Annotated in this window: 19 protein-coding genes; 12 read left to right on the top strand and 7 right to left on the bottom strand. The window is 39.0% G+C overall.

Going from position 1 to position 19284, the window contains the following annotated elements; translation table 11 throughout:
• Positions 1-168: 168 nt before the first annotated feature.
• The 11 genes from aroQ to PR761_RS11790 all read left to right on the top strand — a co-directional run bounded on the left by aroQ (position 169) and on the right by PR761_RS11790 (position 10561).
• Complete coding sequence (aroQ, locus tag PR761_RS11840; RefSeq protein WP_006814253.1) at positions 169-633, top strand: type II 3-dehydroquinate dehydratase; 465 nt, start codon at positions 169-171, stop codon at positions 631-633.
• 18 nt (positions 634-651) lie between these two features.
• Entirely contained in the window at positions 652-1122 is a 471-nt protein-coding gene (gene accB / locus PR761_RS11835) for an acetyl-CoA carboxylase biotin carboxyl carrier protein (protein ID WP_006814254.1), read from the top strand.
• A gap of 12 nt (positions 1123-1134) precedes the next feature.
• Positions 1135-2481 (top strand): acetyl-CoA carboxylase biotin carboxylase subunit, encoded by a 1347-nt coding sequence (gene accC / locus PR761_RS11830; RefSeq protein WP_006814255.1) that lies wholly within the window; start codon positions 1135-1137, stop codon positions 2479-2481.
• A 177-nt stretch (positions 2482-2658) separates the two neighbouring features.
• Positions 2659-2901: a DUF997 family protein gene (locus PR761_RS11825; protein ID WP_006814256.1), complete on the top strand. Its 243-nt coding sequence runs from the start codon at positions 2659-2661 to the stop codon at positions 2899-2901.
• On the top strand, positions 2891-4345 hold the full coding sequence (gene panF, locus PR761_RS11820; protein WP_006814257.1) for a sodium/pantothenate symporter: 1455 nt from the start codon (positions 2891-2893) through the stop codon (positions 4343-4345). The genes PR761_RS11825 and panF overlap by 11 nt, the downstream gene beginning before the upstream one ends.
• Before the next feature lie 23 nt (positions 4346-4368).
• Complete coding sequence (prmA, locus tag PR761_RS11815; RefSeq protein WP_006814258.1) at positions 4369-5253, top strand: 50S ribosomal protein L11 methyltransferase; 885 nt, start codon at positions 4369-4371, stop codon at positions 5251-5253.
• Between the two features lie 330 nt (positions 5254-5583).
• Positions 5584-6561: a tRNA dihydrouridine synthase DusB gene (gene dusB / locus PR761_RS11810; protein ID WP_039854958.1), complete on the top strand. Its 978-nt coding sequence runs from the start codon at positions 5584-5586 to the stop codon at positions 6559-6561.
• A gap of 14 nt (positions 6562-6575) precedes the next feature.
• Positions 6576-6872: a DNA-binding transcriptional regulator Fis gene (gene fis, locus PR761_RS11805; protein ID WP_004258438.1), complete on the top strand. Its 297-nt coding sequence runs from the start codon at positions 6576-6578 to the stop codon at positions 6870-6872.
• Between the two features lie 306 nt (positions 6873-7178).
• A complete protein-coding gene (locus PR761_RS11800; RefSeq protein ID WP_115164698.1) occupies positions 7179-8201 on the top strand; it encodes a threonine aldolase family protein in 1023 nt (340 codons plus the stop codon).
• 1 nt (position 8202) lies between these two features.
• On the top strand, positions 8203-9369 hold the full coding sequence (locus PR761_RS11795; RefSeq protein ID WP_230083567.1) for an MFS transporter: 1167 nt from the start codon (positions 8203-8205) through the stop codon (positions 9367-9369).
• Positions 9341-10561, top strand: coding sequence for an ATP-grasp domain-containing protein (locus tag PR761_RS11790; protein WP_006814262.1), 1221 nt, complete (start codon positions 9341-9343; stop codon positions 10559-10561). The genes PR761_RS11795 and PR761_RS11790 overlap by 29 nt, the downstream gene beginning before the upstream one ends.
• A gap of 112 nt (positions 10562-10673) precedes the next feature.
• Here the strand turns inward: PR761_RS11790 and PR761_RS11785 are convergent, their stop codons facing one another.
• Complete coding sequence (locus tag PR761_RS11785) at positions 10674-11369, bottom strand: tryptophan 2,3-dioxygenase family protein (RefSeq protein WP_006814263.1); 696 nt, start codon at positions 11367-11369, stop codon at positions 10674-10676.
• Between the two features lie 302 nt (positions 11370-11671).
• Positions 11672-13252, bottom strand: coding sequence for a methyl-accepting chemotaxis protein (locus tag PR761_RS11780; RefSeq protein WP_112837363.1), 1581 nt, complete (start codon positions 13250-13252; stop codon positions 11672-11674).
• Between the two features lie 439 nt (positions 13253-13691).
• Between PR761_RS11780 and PR761_RS11775 the strand changes: the two genes are divergently transcribed.
• Positions 13692-14129: a DUF411 domain-containing protein gene (locus PR761_RS11775; protein ID WP_006814266.1), complete on the top strand. Its 438-nt coding sequence runs from the start codon at positions 13692-13694 to the stop codon at positions 14127-14129.
• Positions 14130-14204: 75 nt separating this feature from the next.
• Here the strand turns inward: PR761_RS11775 and PR761_RS11770 are convergent, their stop codons facing one another.
• The 5 genes from PR761_RS11770 to PR761_RS11750 form a co-directional block, all read right to left on the bottom strand.
• Positions 14205-15371 carry an aromatic amino acid transporter gene (locus PR761_RS11770; protein WP_230083566.1) on the bottom strand — a complete coding sequence of 389 codons (1167 nt, stop codon included), beginning with the start codon at positions 15369-15371 and terminating at the stop codon, positions 14205-14207.
• A gap of 149 nt (positions 15372-15520) precedes the next feature.
• Positions 15521-16924: a tryptophanase gene (locus PR761_RS11765; RefSeq protein ID WP_006814268.1), complete on the bottom strand. Its 1404-nt coding sequence runs from the start codon at positions 16922-16924 to the stop codon at positions 15521-15523.
• 535 nt (positions 16925-17459) lie between these two features.
• Complete coding sequence (locus PR761_RS11760) at positions 17460-18116, bottom strand: DUF799 domain-containing protein (protein ID WP_154610912.1); 657 nt, start codon at positions 18114-18116, stop codon at positions 17460-17462.
• The gene (locus tag PR761_RS11755) at positions 18113-18469 is read right to left on the bottom strand and encodes a DUF4810 domain-containing protein (protein WP_006814270.1); all 357 of its coding nucleotides are present in this window, start codon (positions 18467-18469) and stop codon (positions 18113-18115) included. Before PR761_RS11755 ends, PR761_RS11760 begins: the two co-directional genes overlap by 4 nt.
• A 6-nt stretch (positions 18470-18475) precedes the next feature.
• The gene (locus PR761_RS11750; protein ID WP_006814271.1) at positions 18476-19150 is read right to left on the bottom strand and encodes a CsgG/HfaB family protein; all 675 of its coding nucleotides are present in this window, start codon (positions 19148-19150) and stop codon (positions 18476-18478) included.
• Positions 19151-19284: the final 134 nt, after the last annotated feature.

The following is a 19284-nucleotide window of genomic DNA, read 5'->3' as shown; positions in this document are numbered from 1 at the left end:
GTAATTTCTCTGATAAGACCAGTATTTTGCTGCTATATGCGACGAAATAATTATAATGACCGTCCTTGTCAGTAGAAAATCTATTTATTTTTATGATAAAAGATGACAAACCGGTGACATAGAGTTATGTTGTCGGATTATTGACATATCGTCGGAGTTAGCAACACAATGACAGAAGATATTCATATTTTGCTCCTTAACGGACCGAACCTAAATATGCTGGGTTCGAGAGAACCAGACAAGTATGGACCTCGTCCTCTTTCTGAAATTGTATCGAACCTGATGCAAGAAGCAGAGAATTTAGGGGTGAAGTTGAGCCATTTTCAGTCAAACGCAGAGCATGAGCTAATCGATAGAGTCCATGCTGCAAAAGATAACACTGATTATATTCTAATCAATCCGGCCGCATTTACGCATACGAGTGTTGCTTTGCGTGATGCGCTATTAGCAGTTTGTATTCCGTTTATCGAAATTCATCTGTCTAATATTTATGCTAGAGAACTCTTTCGCCATCATTCTTATTTCTCCGATATGTCAAATGGAGTTATTTGTGGTCTTGGCGCAGAGGGTTACAGTTTTGCATTGCAAGCCGCGGTTAACCGTGTGCGACAAATTAATTCAATCCAAATATAAGAGTACGGAATCATATCCATGGATATTCGTAAGATTAAAAAGCTGATCGAGCTAGTTGAAGAGTCTGGCATTTCTGAACTGGAAATTTCTGAAGGTGAAGAGTCAGTACGTATCAGTCGCATGTCAGCAGCGCCTCAAATGATGGCCGCTCCTCAGCAGTTTTACTCAGCACCTACTGCACAACAACCCGCATTATCTAATGCCGTTGCGCCTGCACAAGATGCTGTAACACCAGTCGCTACAGCGGCAGTTTCTGGTCACCAAGTTCGCTCACCAATGGTTGGTACTTTCTACCGTTCTCCGAGCCCAGAAGCCAAACCATTCGTTGAAGTTGGTCAAACAGTGAATGTTGGTGATCCTCTTTGCATCGTTGAAGCGATGAAAATGATGAACCAAATCGAAGCAGATAAAGCTGGTGTTGTTAAAGCTATTTTGTTGCAAAACGGTGATGCAATAGAATTTGACGAGCCATTAGTTGTCATCGAATAACGAGGCGTTTCCATGTTGGAAAAAATTGTTATCGCGAACCGTGGGGAAATTGCACTGCGTATTCTGCGTGCATGTAAAGAACTCGGCATTAAAACTGTTGCGGTTCACTCCACGGCAGATAGAGATTTAAAACACGTGTTGCTGGCAGATGAAACAATCTGCATCGGTCCAGCAGCATCAGCCAAAAGCTACTTAAATGTTCCAGCAATCATTGCGGCGGCTGAAATTTCAGGCGCACAAGCTATTCACCCAGGATACGGCTTCCTGTCTGAAAATGCGGATTTTGCAGAACAAGTAGAGCAATCAGGCTTTATTTTTATCGGCCCAAGAGCTGAAACTATCCGCCTAATGGGTGACAAAGTTTCGGCAATTAGCGCGATGAAAAAAGCCGGTGTTCCTTGCGTACCGGGTTCTGACGGCCCATTAGGCAACGACACAGAAAAAAACAAAGAAATTGCTAAACGCATCGGTTTCCCTGTCATCATCAAAGCATCTGGTGGTGGTGGTGGTCGTGGTATGCGCGTCGTTCGCAATGCAAAAGATTTAGAATCATCGATTAACCTGACTCGCGCTGAAGCAAAAGCCGCATTCAACAATGACATGGTTTACATGGAGAAATACCTTGAAAACCCACGTCACGTTGAAATTCAAGTCATGGCCGATGGTCAAGGCCATGCGGTCTACTTAGCAGAGCGTGACTGTTCAATGCAACGTCGCCACCAAAAAGTGGTTGAAGAGGCACCAGCACCGGGAATTACACCGGAAATTCGCCGTAATATCGGTGAGCGCTGTGCCAACGCATGTATTGAAATTGGTTACCGTGGTGCAGGTACCTTTGAGTTCTTATATGAAAACGGTGAATTTTATTTCATTGAAATGAATACCCGTATTCAGGTTGAGCATCCAGTAACAGAAATGATCACTGGCATTGACTTAATCAAAGAACAACTGCGTGTTGCATCTGGATTACCCCTGTCTGTGACTCAGGATCAAATCAATGTTCACGGTCATGCGATTGAATGTCGTATCAACGCAGAAGACGCGAACACATTTCTGCCAAGTCCAGGTAAAATCACCCGTTTCCACTCTCCAGGTGGCTTCGGTGTTCGTTGGGAATCACATATTTACGCGGGCTACACTGTACCTCCGTACTATGATTCCATGATTGGTAAATTAATCACCTACGGTGAAACTCGTGAAATCGCTATTGCTCGTATGAAGAATGCGCTGAACGAGCTGATCATCGATGGCATTAAAACCAATATCGAACTGCAACAAATGATCATGAATGATGAAAACTTCGCCAAAGGTGGGACTAACATCCACTATTTGGAGAAAAAACTCGGTATTCAAGAATAATTACTTGAATCATTGAGATTTATCATCAAAAAACATGAATACCGGAAAGTACATTTCCGGTATTTTTTTGTTTTGAATTCATCAGATTATTGCTTTTGTTTCGCTATTTTTCACACTCAATCATTAGATTGTCGTACAATCCCCGATTATTTTTGTCACCATGAGGAGGAAAAACGGATGGATAAACGTTTTCTTCAATCAAACAGGGAAGCTCGCTGGGCACTGTATCTCACAATTGCCTATATGATCGGCTGGATAATCAGTGCTTACTTACCCAGTAATGCCATTGGTGTTACTGGACTACCATTATGGTTTGAATGGTCATGTCTGATTCTTCCCATCATTTTTATTTTACTGTGCATCATGATGGTTAAACTCATTTTCAAAGATATCCCTCTGGAGGAGAAAGATGCAGACTGAAGTTCTCCTACCCTTAATTGGTTATCTCATCCTCGTCTTTCTCCTTTCACTCTATGCGTACAAAAAACGCACTAAAGGGGAGTTTCTTAACGAGTATTTCTTAGGTAACCGTTCCATGGGCGGCTTTGTGCTCGCCATGACCATTACGGCAACCTATATCAGCGCCAGTTCATTTATTGGCGGACCGGGAGCTGCATACAAATACGGGCTAGGCTGGGTGCTTCTCTCCATGATCCAGTTACCTGCAATTTGGCTTTCCCTCGGCGTTCTAGGTAAAAAATTCGCAATTTTGGCACGACGTTATAATGCCGTTACCTTAAATGACATGCTATATGCCCGCTATCAAAGCCGCTTTTTAGTCTGGTTTGCCAGTGTCAGCTTATTGATCGCTTTCTTTGGGGCGATGACTGTGCAATTTATCGGTGGTGCGCGGTTATTAGAAACCGCCGCAGGCATTCCTTACACGTATGGGCTGCTCATTTTTGGTATCTCAATTGCACTGTATACCGCCATTGGTGGTTTCCGTGCCAGTGTGCTGAACGATGCCCTCCAAGGGCTAGTTATGCTGCTGGGTACCGTAATTTTATTAGTCGCCATTATCTATCATGCAGGAGGATTACCTGCTGCCGTAGAAAAACTGCATTCCATTGATCCAAAATTGGTTTCTCCAGAAGGTGCTGACGACATATTAAGTGGTCCATTCTTAGCGTCATTTTGGGTTTTAGTCTGTTTCGGCGTAATTGGCTTGCCCCATACTGCGGTACGTTGTATTTCGTACAAAGACAGTAAAGCTGTCCATAAAGGAATTATCTTGGGCACCATCGTCATGGCAATCTTGATGTTTGGTATGCACTTTGCGGGGGCTTTAGGTCGCGCAATATTGCCGGATTTAACTATTCCTGACCAAGTAATCCCAACCTTAATGGTACAAGTATTGCCACCATTTGCTGCGGGTATTTTCTTAGCGGCCCCAATGGCCGCTATCATGTCGACCATTAACGCCCAGTTATTGCAGTCATCAGCAACGATTGTGAAAGATATTTATCTCAATACGGTGCCTAAACAGATTACTAATGAGAAAAGACTGGCGCGTATTTCCAGTTTCTCAACCTTAATTTTAGGAGCGTTATTGCTGATTGCCGCTTGGAACCCACCACAGATGATCATCTGGTTAAATTTATTAGCCTTTGGTGGTTTAGAGGCGGTATTCCTCTGGCCATTAGTCCTAGGACTGTATTGGGAAAAAGCCAATGGAACAGGCGCCTTGAGTGGAATGATCGTAGGCGGCGTTTGCTACGCCATTTTCGCCTCATTCAAGATTGAAATTATGGGCTTCCACGCCATCGTTCCGTCGCTGCTCCTCAGTTTAGCTGCATTTTTGGTGGGTAACCTTTTTGGTAAAAACCCCGTACAATCGGCAGCAAATGAACTATCAACAAATTAGAATTTAAGATAAGAGAAACGAATATGCCTTGGATACAAATCAGACTAAATTCAAATGCAAGCAATGCAGAAGCACTTGGCGATGAATTAATGGAAACCGGCGCTGTTTCTGTTACTTTTCAAGATAGCCATGACACCCCAGTATTTGAGCCACTACCGGGCGAAACACGTTTATGGGGCGATACCGATGTTATTGCGCTGTATGATGCTGAAACTGACATGAAACTCGTGATAGCACAGCTAGAAAATAGTCCTTTGCTGGGTGCAGGTTTCGTTCATAAAATTGAACAGATTGAAGATAAAGACTGGGAACGTGAATGGATGGATAACTTCCACCCAATGCGTTTTGGTCAACGTTTATGGATCTGCCCAAGCTGGCGCGATGTACCAGACCCAACCGCCGTCAACGTGATGCTAGATCCGGGATTGGCATTCGGTACTGGTACCCACCCAACAACATCTTTGTGTCTTGAATGGCTTGATGGGATTGATCTTGAAGGTAAAACCGTGATCGACTTTGGCTGTGGATCCGGTATTTTGGCCATTGCCGCACTAAAATTAGGTGCCGCCCATGCCATCGGGATCGATATTGATCCTCAAGCGATAACCGCAAGTCGAGATAATGCTGAACGTAACGGCGTCTCAGAGCGTTTATCCCTCTATCTAGCGAAAGACCAACCTCAAGACTTACAAGCCGATGTGGTGGTTGCTAACATCCTTGCTGGCCCATTACGCGAACTGGCTCCAATGATTAGTGTTCTACCTCGTGCTGGGGGATTATTAGGCCTTTCTGGTGTTCTGGCGACACAAGCTGAAAGTGTGGCGGATGCTTATCGTGCTGACTTCGAAATTGACCCTGTCGCAGAGAAAGATGAATGGTGCCGGATCACTGGTGTCAAGCATTTTTAAAGGGTTTGCGATAAAAATCGAAGAATAATTTCTTTGTAATTAATTGCGGAATGGATTATCTTATAGCTCAAATATTGCTCAGCAATTGATGGTAATCTGTTCTGCTCGAGAACTGAACAGGCAATAATCAAAGTAATCGTTCTTTTAATGATTTGCTGTTAGAAACCATCTAACGGATTGTTAAATAACACTAATTTTATGATTTTTAAAAAATCAAGATAAAAAAGTTAGTGATAAATACGCGTTTGCTCAAAGTTTGTCCTTTCATATCTCGTAAAAAATGCGTAATATACGCGCCCTTGCAGTCACAGTATGGCCCCCATTTTAGTTATGCGAATCGGACAATATCAGTTGAGAAACTGTCTTATTGCTGCCCCCATGGCAGGCATTACAGATAAACCTTTTAGGACTCTCTGTTATGCGATGGGTGCTGGAATGACAGTATCGGAGATGCTTTCTTCTAATCCTCAAGTATGGAAGACAGACAAATCTAAGCTCAGAATGGTTCACCGTGATGAACTCGGGGTGCGTTCCGTTCAAATAGCTGGCAATGATCCTGATGAAATGGCCGCAGCAGCTCAAATTAACGTTGAGAGCGGCGCTCAAATCATTGATATCAATATGGGTTGCCCAGCTAAGAAAGTGAATCGTAAGCTTGCAGGCTCAGCATTACTGCGTTATCCGGAGATTGTTAAATCAATCCTAGAGACCGTTGTAAAATCTGTGGATGTTCCAGTAACACTGAAAATCCGCACAGGCTGGTCACCTGAAGAGCGTAACTGCATAGAGATTGCCAAGTTGGCCGAAGATTGTGGCATTCAAGCTCTCACCATTCATGGCAGAACTAGAGCCTGTTTATTTAATGGTGAAGCTGAATATGACAATATTCGGGCAGTTAAGCAGACTGTTTCCATTCCGGTTATTGCCAATGGCGACATTACTGACCCGCTAAAAGCCAGAGCTGTTTTAGACTACACAGGGGCGGATGCCTTGATGGTAGGCAGAGCAGCTCAGGGAAGACCCTGGATCTTTCGGGAAATCCAGCATTATCTGGACACAGGTGAAATATTGCCACCAATGCCTATGGCAGAGGTGAAAAGCACTATGTTAGGGCATGTACGGGAATTGCACGACTTTTATGGTCAAGGCAAGGGAGCCCGTATAGCGCGCAAACATGTTTCTTGGTACTTACAAGAACATGCACCTGATGACCAGTTTAGGCGCTCCTTCAACGCCATTGAGGATGCCAGCGAACAGCTGGAGGTGTTGGAAGCATTTTTTGAAAATTTTTGCGTAATTAAAAGATAAGAGCTGACAGAACTATGTTCGAACAACGCGTAAATTCTGACGTACTAACCGTTGCAACTGTAAATTCACAAGATCAAGTAACACAAAAACCGTTGCGTGATTCAGTTAAGCAAGCACTGAAGAACTATTTTGCTCAATTAAATAACCAAGATGTTAACGATTTATATGAGCTAGTATTGGCTGAAGTAGAACAGCCTTTGTTGGACATGGTTATGCAATATACCCGTGGAAACCAGACCCGTGCAGCCCTAATGATGGGTATCAACCGCGGAACTCTGCGTAAGAAACTGAAAAAATACGGCATGAACTAATCCTAGTCGGTTAATGCAGTGTTTTTAGAAGCCCTTTCTGATGTTAGAAAGGGCTTTTTTGTACTTAATGATTACCTCACCCCCTATGTCGTTCCTTCGAAATAATCACTCGCCTTTCTAATACGATAATTATTTATTTTACAAATAAATCAATCTTATTTTAATCCTATGCTTTATTCATGAGCATCATCACAATTAATAAAATCCTATTTTTTAACCCTTGCTATTTTCCAGCTAGATTTATAAATTCAAAAATCTTATTACACTCACCAATAAAAATTGGCCATGGAAATTAAAAGGATTTGAATGATAACTATTGATTTAAGAAGTGATACGCTGACAAGAATAAATAAAGAAGACTTGAATAATATAAATTACAATTATATTAGTGATGATTGTTACAATGAAGATATTTACGTGAAAGAATTAGAATCTTATATCTCTCAACTTTTTAATAAAGAAAGTGCCTTATTTATGCCATCCGGTACGATGAGCAATCAAATTGGTTTAAAAGTTTTATCCTCTTTAGGCGATGAAGTTATTACTGAAGTTGGCTACCATATTTGTTTTTTTGAATCAGCCCAAACTTCGATACTCAGTGGTTTAATTATTAATAATGTTAAAACTAAAAATGGTATTTTAACTGAAAAAGACGTTATTCAAGCTATTAATAATAAGGCCCGTTGGTCCAATTTATACGCCTCGCCCAAAATCATAGCGATAGAAAGCAGCATAAGTACCTACGGTGGAATCACATTCCCATTAGCCGAAATAAAAAAACTCAAGCAGCTATGCATTGAAAAAAATATGTCACTATTTTTGGATGGTGCGCGAGTATTAAATAGCTGCATCTCTCTTGGTATCCCTCCACAGGAATATGTTAAAGATGTTGACCTTCTCAATATCTGCTTGTCAAAAGGCATTGGGGCGCCATTTGGGTCAGTGCTAGTGGGCGAAAAACATCATATAGAAAAAGCGAAACGCTTCAGAAAGTGGTACGGCGGAGCATTACACCAATCAGGGTTACTGGCGGCGATTGCCTTAAATAAACTTGAGCATTATGAATCAAGGCTACGCACTGACCATAAAAATGCGGTTCATCTTGCGTCTATTGCATCAAAGTATTTTCAATTAGCTTACCCTGTGGAAACCAATATTGTCATGGTAAAAACTCAAGATGCAAATAATCTTGTGCACTCACTAAAAAGCCATGGAATATTATCGACTGCTTGGACATCCGATATTGTACGTTTTGTTACTAGCAGTAATATTTCAGAGTCTATGATAATGCAGATAGACTCCCTATTTCAAAAAATAGAATTTTTTTAATATGATAAATAAAATCATGAAAACTCGATTTTTATCGGGTATCTCATTTTACAGTTTCCTTCCATTTTTTTCTTTATACCTTCTTCATTATAAAAATATAAACGAGAGCCATATTGCTATTATTATATTTACATTCTTATTCATTAGCCGAGCCTTTTCTCTTTTCACACACTTTATTATTAGCTATCTGAACTATAAAACAACACTGTTTTTAAGTTACTTAATTTCTTGTTTATCGATTCTTTCTATCTATTTCATTTCAAATTTTTACTTTATATTTTTATCAACTGCTTTTATCGGTGCAGGGTTTTCTATTGCTAATGTCTGTTGTAGTTTATTCATCGCTGAAAGTAACAGTCACTCTGATAGAGTGAAAAATTTTTCGTTATTAAATGTCATAGTCAATATTTCATCTGCTGTGGGTGGTGCAGTAGGCGAGTGGTTTTATAATAGTTTTTATTCTGGAGTGATCTTTCTCCCTGCCGGCATCATGTTTTTTGCTGCTCTATACTCACTAACCATAATTGATGTAAAACACGCTAAACCAGCCCAAAACCAACAAAACAAAATCGCTGTTAGTTTTTTTGAATGGATCATTTTTTTGGGTTATAGCGCTATTCCCTTTTTTATGTTGGGCTTAGTTTTTCGAAATCTGGCTTACTTATTTGAAATAAATTATCAAGGTGCTAGAGACTATATTAGTGTCTCTTATTTGTTTATTTTGAATGCGTTCATGATCATATCCCTCCAAATAAAAATCACGCAATTAATTGATAAACAAATAAAAATGACCCAATCCATTATTTATAAATTTAGCATAATCTTAATAGCAACACTGTTGTTATTTCTAAACTTTAGTGCATTGATGCAAATCTATTTACTCATCATCTTATTTACCTTCAGCGAGCTCATTTGGAGTCCATACAACAATAGCCTCGCGATTGAAAAGTGCCCATTTAACAACCAAAAATTGTCACTTTCGATCTGTATTTTCTTTTGGGGGCTCGCAGAATCCTTTGGGGCATATGTCGGGATTATCGCTAATCAAGATCAAATACATATTTTTATCCCAGTGACATTGCTTTCACTACTGATTCTCTTATTTGGAATTGAATATATTATCAGCATGAGGAAACAACATGAAAACCATCATATTTCTGGAATGTAATATCTCAGGCACTGGCGTCAGGGCCATTAAGATAGCCAAAGAAAGAGGGTATCACACTGTACTTTTTACTAAAGAAAATGATTTTTATAACCTATTAGCAGATAACCCAACGCTCTATGTTGATACCCTCGTTGAGCTAAATACAGACTGTATTGCCTCCATTCTTAGTCATGCAATGGAGCTTGATACCCATGGTATCGTGGCTTTTGATGACTACCGACTCATCAATGCTGCCGCTGTATCCCATGCTCTAGGGCTGCCTGCACCAAACTTAACTTCACTTGCAACTTGTCGATATAAACATCAAACTCGACAGCAGCTACATCACCTTGATGCCAATTGTCGCTATAAAGTGTGTAATATCAATAACACATTAGATATCTCAAAAATGTGTTTTCCTTTAGTCGTTAAACCTTGTGATGACAGTGGCAGCAGTAAAGTGACGGTTTGCCATTCAATGGAAGATCTCGATTTAGCTATAAAAGAATTAACCGAATTCAGAACGAATCATCGAGGATATAAACTTTCGTCAACCTATCTCGTTGAAGAGTTTATTGAAGGTGATGAATATAGCGCAGAGGCTTATTGGGACACAACATTAGCGTGCTGGCAAATTTTAGGGATCACAAAAAAATATACGACATCAGGAAAATATTCCGTCGAAATTGGTCATGACTTCCCTTATGAATCACCATTATCTGCAAAGATAATACAGACGGTTATTCTCTGGCTAACTCACGTTAATTTATCCCATACCGTCGCCCATGTTGAATTTAAGCTGCATAACAATGATATAAAACTGATTGAAATTAACCCTCGAGTCGCCGGAGGGATGATTGATAAGCTTTGTGAAAGAGCTACAGGCTTCGATTTAATCGAATGTTATCTTTCTTTGCATGTCAAAAACATGGCGTATACACCACCGCGGCATCATGTTCCTAAATATACTGCAATTCGTTTTTTAACCTCCGAAAAATTAGGCGTTATAACAAAGATCCAAGTCAATTCATTATCCTCGACGCCTTTATTATTCAATTTTGTACCAACACCAATACAAGTTAATGCACTAAAAGACAGTTACAGCCGTCTCGGCTATGTCATCACTGAAGCTCAAGAAGCTGAGTTAGCCGCTCAATTCGCAGAAAAATGGTTAAAAAGCGTAGAAATTCAATACCAAGAAAAACCAATATAAACCCTAAGCCTATACTAAATTTTTATTCCGTATTCGAACATTTATCGACTTTATCTTCAGCTAACAGTTTTTATTTCCCGTTAGCTGAAATTTATTTGGATAAATAATAATATTAATTTGTTGAAATTTCTGTAAGCCTAGCTCTTAACTCCCATAACCTAGGAAAATACTTTATATTTAATTTTTCAGAAAGTTTATCTAGATTATCACCCTTAGTCCCAATACTTCCATGCCCAAGGGTTCTAACTGCAATTTTATAATGACGAACTCTCCATGTCGATATCATGTCATCCCATTGAACCAAAATCTCACATAGATTATATAATTCACTGTGTGCTTGATGAATATATATCTGTATAAGATCAATTTCATTTTCTTTTATATATTGTTCAAATTGCTCGGCTAGAAATCGTCCTTGTATACCTAAATTTTTCCAGCCCGGTGATTCCATTCCTGAACCATTTCCAAATGCAGGGCGAATTTTTAAAAAATCCCAAGGGGTCATAAATGTTAAAATTTCGAGTTGTCCGATTATTAAACGAATACACTCAAGAGCACGTGTGACTAATGCGATCACTTTTGATAGCTTCATATCTTTTAGCTGATTTAAGGCTTCTTTGAGCTCCTCATTATGCAGTTTTAGCCATAACTCTGTAGATTGGTGGGTTATTTGAAATAGCAACTCATCGCGGTCTAACCATTGTTCACTATTTTTTTGCAAAGATAACAATATTTTTGATTTTATATATTTTTCATAATCATTATTCCCATCACCTGAAAGTAATGATTTAGAATAATTTTTATTCATAGTTAGTCCTTATAATAATTTAGCTTATAGAATAAAAAATCACTGATTTATAATTAATATAGCCAGAATAACAATAGCAAAAAAAATCAATTAAATTTTAAATATTAATTTAAGCATCATAATAAAGTTTAACACTAGCTAATAAACACGTATAAAAATCAAAAAATAAATTATTGGAACCTTAAATTTAAGAATAAAATAAAGCATTAAAAACTCTGATGGTAACCCAAGAAAACCCAATATAAGCCCTAAGCCTATACTGAGTTTTTATTTTTAATTGTGACTCAATCAATCTTGCTCAATTAGGCAACTTTAGGTTCAGCTAACACTCGGGTATCACTCGTTAGCTGAAACTTACTCACCGACTGTTGTAACTCTTCAGTTTGGTGCTCTAAAGAGCTAGCGGCCGTGGCAACTTGTTCAACTAAAGATGCGTTCTGCTGCGTCACACTGTCCATCTGAGTGATAGCAACACCGACTTGAGCAATACCTTTACTCTGTTCTTCTGAAGCCGTCGTGATCTGCTTCATAATTGCGGTCACTTGATTAATACCTTGCAGAATATTGGTCATCGTTGAACCCATTTCATGAACTAAATGCGTCCCTTTTTCTACACATGTACTCGACTCGGCAATCAATTTTTCAATTTCCATTGCGGCATCGGCACTATGACTGGCCAACTTACGAACCTCGGCGGCAACCACCATAAACCCGCGACCATGAACCCCAGCTCTCGCGGCTTCAATCGAGGCATTTAATGCCAAGATATTGGTTTGAAAACTGATATCATTCATCATGCTAATAATGTCTGAAATCTTCTTCGAACTTTGCGAAATTTCGCCCATAGTGCTCACAACCGACTCAACGATAGAATCCCCTTGATTCGCCACCACAAATGCATCTGCTGCCAGCTGATTCGCTTGATGGGTATTTTCAACATTGAGCTGTACTGCGGCGGTGATCTCTTCCATACTCGCAGCCGTTTCTTCTAACGCTGCAGCCTGTTGCTCCGTTCTTGATGATAAATCACTATTCCCATTAGAAATTTCTGTCGCGCCTCGATAAATACTTTCACTGCCATTGCGAATAGTGAGTACAGCCTCGCGTAAACTATTTTGCATCTCATCTAATAATGGAAATAAACGCCCTGCACAGTTACGCCCAAAAGGTTCTATTGGTTGGCTCAGATCTCCTTTGGCAATTTGCGTAAAATACTGGCGGATCCTATCCAATGGCCGCTGCATCATATGAACCAGATAGCGGTCTGTAAAAATCAGAATGAATAAACCAAAAATGGCAGCAACGACAATAACAATACGAGTGATGCTCATTAGCCCATCAACTGTCTCCCGCGTGTGTTCAATCATGACATCGGCACTTTGATTGAATTGAGTGATAGCCGCACCAAAAGCGCGACTTAAAACAGGGGTCACATTATGTGCATGGGCAAGATAGGCATTTTTATCATCTCCCATAGAGATAGCCAGTTGAGGTTTCACGCCCTCATCAAGTAACGCCTGCCATGAATTAATCACTTGGTCTGCAATCTCTTTATCCATGGGCCCCGGAGAAATAGATTTCATTTCTTCCAGATATTTCTCCATGTTAACCAACGCGTCTTTAACTAGGGTATAGTCACCCTCTTTTCCTTCATTTTTAGTTTCCATGACTCGGGTTAAACGGGTAACAAAACGAAAATACTGATCATTTCCCTGACTCAGTACGGTCATCTGTTTTACCAATTGCCGGTCAACATGAATACCATCGGAAATACGGGAAAGGGACCAGCCGGTAAATAGACTGATTCCACCTAAATTTAGACATAGAATGCCTAACAGTACGAGCATCACAGCACGTATTGAATAGTTACGGAGTTTCTGCATGGAATTTCTCTTTTGGTGAGATAAAATGGTAATTGTTTAATTTATCGGCTTCATAACGAAAAATTTTAATAATTTACAATCACTTCTTTCTCTTTTTATTGAATAAATCCCTCACAATACCCTTACTTTAAATATGGCTTAGTGTTTGATTTTTAAACACTCTTTTTTATTTGCTTTAAGATACACAGCAAATTAATTCCACTTAAACAAACTACCCAGTTTGTGATTGGTATCCCAAACATCAGTTTCTGTAAATTAAAGCAAAAATCTGTTTTCTCTCTTGAGCTTCCCCCTACAGGAAGCTATATGGTAGCTAGCGTATTAAGACAACTAAATATTAGAAAAACTGCAAAAATAACCTGCTGTTATATTGATAGATTGCCATTTCCACCCACATGGAATGGACATTATTTAATTTCTCTGGAGTGATAGGTAACTTATGAAAAAGCTATTATTAACCGCCCTGCTAGCCACCTCTTTCTCATCGATGGCAGCGATCAATACGATTGAGCTATATAAAGATGAAAATTGTGGCTGCTGCCATCTTTGGGGGGAAGCTGTTAAAGCAGCAGGATATGATGTCAAAGTGAATGATGTCTCTTACGAAGAAATCGATAAGATTAACCAAGAAGCTAACTTACCGCTGTCTTTACGTAGTTGCCATACCGCTAAAATTAATGGGAAATTGATCGTTGGGCATGTGCCACTCGATAGTTTAGCAAAAATAAGCACACTTCCTGCTGATGTTGTAGGCATCGCGGTAGGCGGTATGCCTGCTGGTAGTTTAGGCATGGAACAGCCTAGTGGATTTAAACAACCTTATTCTGTAATGAGTTTTAAAAAGGATGGCAGCCAAGCCGTTTTCCAAACCTATTAATCCTTTCTCCTAAAAAAAGGTACAGCAAACCCTGCTGTACCTTTGACAGTTATTTTTACAACGAGATTTGAAAAATTAACGGTATATCGGTAACAAATTAAACTGCGCTAACAACTGACAAATAATGCCAACTACACCAAAGGCTATAACGGCATAGATTAGCCCCTTGCCTCCCCAGACTTTAAACCGTGATTCAGGGAAGCGCTCTCTCACTTTTAGTGCCATAACTGCTGGACAAATAATTGCCCAGATACAGGCTGCCATTCCCGCATAAGCAATCGCAATTAAAAAGCCATTAGGAAATAACATGCACAAAATCAGTGGTGGCAAGAAACATAATAGTGCAGCTTTCATTCTGCCTGATGAATTATCGTTAAGATTTAAAGAGGCAAGAATGTAATCAAATAAGCCAATTGCCACACCTAAGAAAGAACAAAATACTGCACTGATAGAAAACCATAATAGGAAGGTTGCAATATGAGGGCTACTTAATACTGCATACAGAGATTCAATGAATGCATCAAGATTCCCCCCTTTATTGATAATAGTTAAAAACTCCGTTCTTGGTAAATTACCCATCGTTCCCAATATCCAAAGGAAGTAGAGTACTAATGCCAACACGCAGCCAATCACGCAGCTTTTCACAACCTTTCTTTCATTTTCATGGTACAACTTATACAAACTACAGACGTTTCCATGATACCCAAACGACGTAATCGCATAAGGAATAATAATAAAGACAAATGGTAACAAAGATAACTGACTATCTCCGACTGGAGATTTCAATAATAAATCAGTTTTGACAATTAAAAATAGCCCTGAAAATGCAAGAATAAACAAAACAATTTTAATAAATAAGAACAGTGAAGTTAAGCGACTAGCTGCTATTCCGCTCCACCAAATACTGGCACCTAATACTAAGGTAAAACAAATAAATACAATATTTAAATTAACTTTAAATCCATATATTGCTGAAGCTTCTTTTATCACTGATCCAGCCGCAGAAATATAGGCGTATATCAATATATATAAAACAAATATCAATGCTGCATTGGCTACATAGCAAGCCCACTTAGGTAATAATTCTTTAGATATATAAAAGTAGTTAGTGCCTGCTCCATATTTAGAAATGCATTCTAAAATATAAATCCCTGAATGAAACATAAAAAAACAAACAATCAGTAATATTACAATCGAGTTAATAAACCAAGCTCCTGCCATAATAGTTGGCAAGCTAAACATACCCGCCCCTATCATTGCACCGCCTAGCACAAAACCCCCTACCATAATGGAGGGTTCTTTCTTGGCTATCGAATTGTTCATGTTGTTGTTCACCTTACGAAATAAGGGATAAGGTTCCCGCATTGCACGGGAACCCACAGAGCGACTTATTATTTGATAGGTTTTAATCTTGCAGTAAAGTGTCTCAATACTGGTGGCTCATATTCGAAATCTAAGCCTTTCAGTGTGGCAAATTTATCTTTTAAGCCAATCAGAGCATCTGCAATATAATCCATATGGTCGTTGGTATAAACACGTCTTGCGATGGTTAAACGCATGAACTCCATATCCGCATGTTTTTGTTTACCTGTTTCAGGGTCACGACCTAATAAGAATGAACCGATTTCAACAGCACGAACCCCTGACTCTAAATACAATGCATTTATCACTGCTTGAGCTGGGAATTGATCACCAGGGATCTGCGGAACCAATTTTTTACAGTCAACGAATACCGCATGTCCACCGGTAGGATATTGAATCGGAATGCCGCCTTCACGTAAACGATCACCCAAATACTTCACTTGACCGATACGATAATGCAGATAATCTTCCCCAGCTCCTTCTTCTAAACCTTGCACCATTGCCGCCATATCACGACCGGCTAAACCGCCATAAGTTACGAAGCCTTCCATTGGTACGCAACGCTGTCTTGCTAAGGTAAAGATTTTTTCATCATTTCTAATCGCAACCAGACCACCAATATTTAATAGTGGGTCTTTTTTCGCTGACATGGTTAATGCGTCAGCATATTTGTACATATCCAGAATAACTTCTTTGATCGTCGCGTTTTTATATTTAGGGTCACGCTCTTTAATGAAATAGGCGTTTTCACAGAAACGAGCAGAGTCCATAACAACAAAAATATTATGTTGTTTTGCAATTTCATACACTTCTTTCAAATTATCCATTGCGACTGGCTGGCCACCAGCACTGTTACACGTTACTGTGGAAACGATAGCAACCACGTTTTCAGCACCATGTTTTGCAATATTATCTTTTAATTTTTGGATATCAAAGTTACCTTTCCAATCATCATAAGTTTCTGAGTCATAGGCTTTTTCGGTAACGATGTTAATTGCTTTACAACCATTTAATTCAACATGGGCAGCGGTAGTATCAAAGTGGAAGTTAGAAATAAATACTGGCTTTTTCCCACCACCTTGCTCTTGTTTTACTTTGAGTAAAACAGGGAACAACATATTTTCCGCACCACGACCTTGGTGAGCTGGGATCACATAGTCATAGTCAAACATCTCTTTGACTTTATCTTTCAAATCATAATAGTTACGAGAACCCGCATAAGCCTCATCACCCGTGATCATCGCTGCCCATTGGCGGTCACTCATTGCGTTAGTACCGGAGTCAGTCAGTAAGTCAATATAGACCGCGCTACTTGGTAATAGGAATGGATTATAACCTGCTTCTTTCAATGCAGCTTCACGTTCTTCTCTTGATGGAATACGGATGTTTTCTACCATTTTAATGCGGAACGGTTCTACGATTCTTTTAGCCATGATAATACCTTTAATTTTTCATCAAATAATAAAAATAAAATAGCAATTCGAACTTATAAAAATAATCGAATAAGTCTTTTGAGAGAGAAAAAAGAAAGGTTATTTATTTGGAAAGAAAAAGGCTAAAGAAATGTCAACATTGAACCATTTCTTCATATAGAAGAAATGCCTAGATTTGAGGGACTCACTTAACAAGAACATACTATTACTCCTATCAGCAAGGAATTAGTACAACCATGAGTATGGTATATAACAATTATCAGATAAAATTAATCGTAATTGTCTATTATTTGTATCTCTATCACAGAATGAATCAAATCCCCCTACGCATTATGATTAGCATCACAGTATTTATATATTAATTAAGTTTATTAGCTATTATACAATAGTTAATTATTAGTGTTTTTATATTGAAATAATTCTACGTAATAAAATCTTTAATCATCTAAAACTAAAAGACTATTTAACTTAGGTTGGAATAAATATAAGTAAAGCCAGATACAATGGCTTTACTTATTAAAATAATGATTAACAATTATTCGGCATCTTTGCCATATTTTGGTGATCTTGGCCCATACAGAATGCCATTCGGCTTACCAGCAGATAACAATCTCACGCTCGTAATGCCCGCAATGCCATAACTCTTATCAGTCATTGTATCTGCGATTTGGTTAACAACGGCAGAGACTAAGATACCGACAATACCATTAGATGATGAGTTACCTTCTGTACTTGATGCCGTCGCCGACCCACTCCAGAGTAAAGCGCCTGTGCGCGCATCAACTAATTTGGCACTCGCCGTGACTCGGGTATCACTTGCAATGACCTGATAGCTAGTTCCATATTCAGTAATGCTCAAATACAAGATGGCATCATTACCAAAAATTTCACGTAATTTTGCAGGAGGAACCGCCTGAATATCACCCGCGTTTGTCATCCCATTTTGTTTGAAAGTTTCTTCAACAACAGCAACAGGGAAAACATAATAACCCGCTTCTGCTAATGGCAGGGTTGTTTGGGCTAATAACCCATGGCTAGCTTGTACTTCAGGCGTACTATTTTGAGGCAATAAAACCAAAATACTTTTAGGCTTACTTTGCTTAAATGCACTGTAATCTACTTTAGTTGGTTGCGCACACCCAGCCAGCAGCAACGCCATAATTAAACTACTCATAATCATTAAGCGTTTCATTTTATTTTCCCTTTATTTTTCATTAGAAAATCCATGTAAGCGGCAGATTCTGGATACAACGCTTTTTCTGTTTTAAATTCAGCCATCGCTGAATCAATCGCACCTGTTGTTGAATACAGTAATCCTAAATGCGCATGTAAACCTGGGGCGACTGCGAGCCCTTTGGCTTTACTTGTCTCAATATTTTTTTTCAGTACTTCAATTTGTTCTTGCGGGCTAGTTTCAGTTTGCTGGTAATATTGATATACCGTTGTTTGATAGCCATCCCAGTTATATATCGGCTTTGGTTCATTAGCACAGCCATTTAATAAAATAGCACTTGCGATAATGAGCAATAATTTAGTTTTCATCATATTCCCTTATTTTGCAGGCTGCCAAGTACCACTTTCAATGCCTGATACTAAGTTATTTACCGCTTCCCTAATCGCTAAGTCTAAAACTTTACCATTCAAAGTAGAGTCATAACTTGCAGTACCACCGAAGCCAATCACCTCTCTGTTAGAGAGTTCATATTCCCCTGCACCTTGAGCAGAGAATACAACTTCCGATGTTTGAACATTAACAACGTTTAAATTTACTTTGGCATAGGCTATTTGTGATTTACCGCGGCCTAAAATACCAAAGAGTTGGCGGTCGCCGACTTCTTTGCGTCCAAACTCAGTGACATCTCCAGTAATAACATAAGTCGCCCCTTTTAATTGTTGGGTCTGACCTTTAATTCCGGCTTCTTCTTTTAATTCCTGCATATTAGTACGGTCTAATACATTGAATCGCCCAGTTTGTTGCAAATGTGTTGTCAGAATAGTTTTTGACTGATTACCCAAACGATCAACGCCATCAGAAAAAATACCATTCATATAACTAGAACGATTATCAAATTTTCCTATTGATATTGGGCTTTTAGGACCAGAGTAATTCGTATTATAGGTAGCGACTTTCTCTACCGCTAACGAGCGTGATGACTCACTAGCACAACCACTTATTAATGCACTTGCAACAAAAACAGACGCAATACTTATTTTAGATATATTCATTTAGCACTCTCAATTAGACTTCATATTTATATTATTTATTACTTTTTTATTTTGCATCAATAGCAGAAATTACTCCAGTTCAAATAGCACTCTCACTGAGATAATTTGAATGTGTTTAAGATATTTATATTTAT

It is taken from the genome of Providencia sp. PROV210 (genome assembly GCF_028479445.1).
Taxonomy (GTDB): domain Bacteria; phylum Pseudomonadota; class Gammaproteobacteria; order Enterobacterales; family Enterobacteriaceae; genus Providencia; species Providencia rustigianii.
Note: the sequence above shows the minus strand (reverse complement) of the source record. Positions and strands in the feature narration are given on the sequence as shown.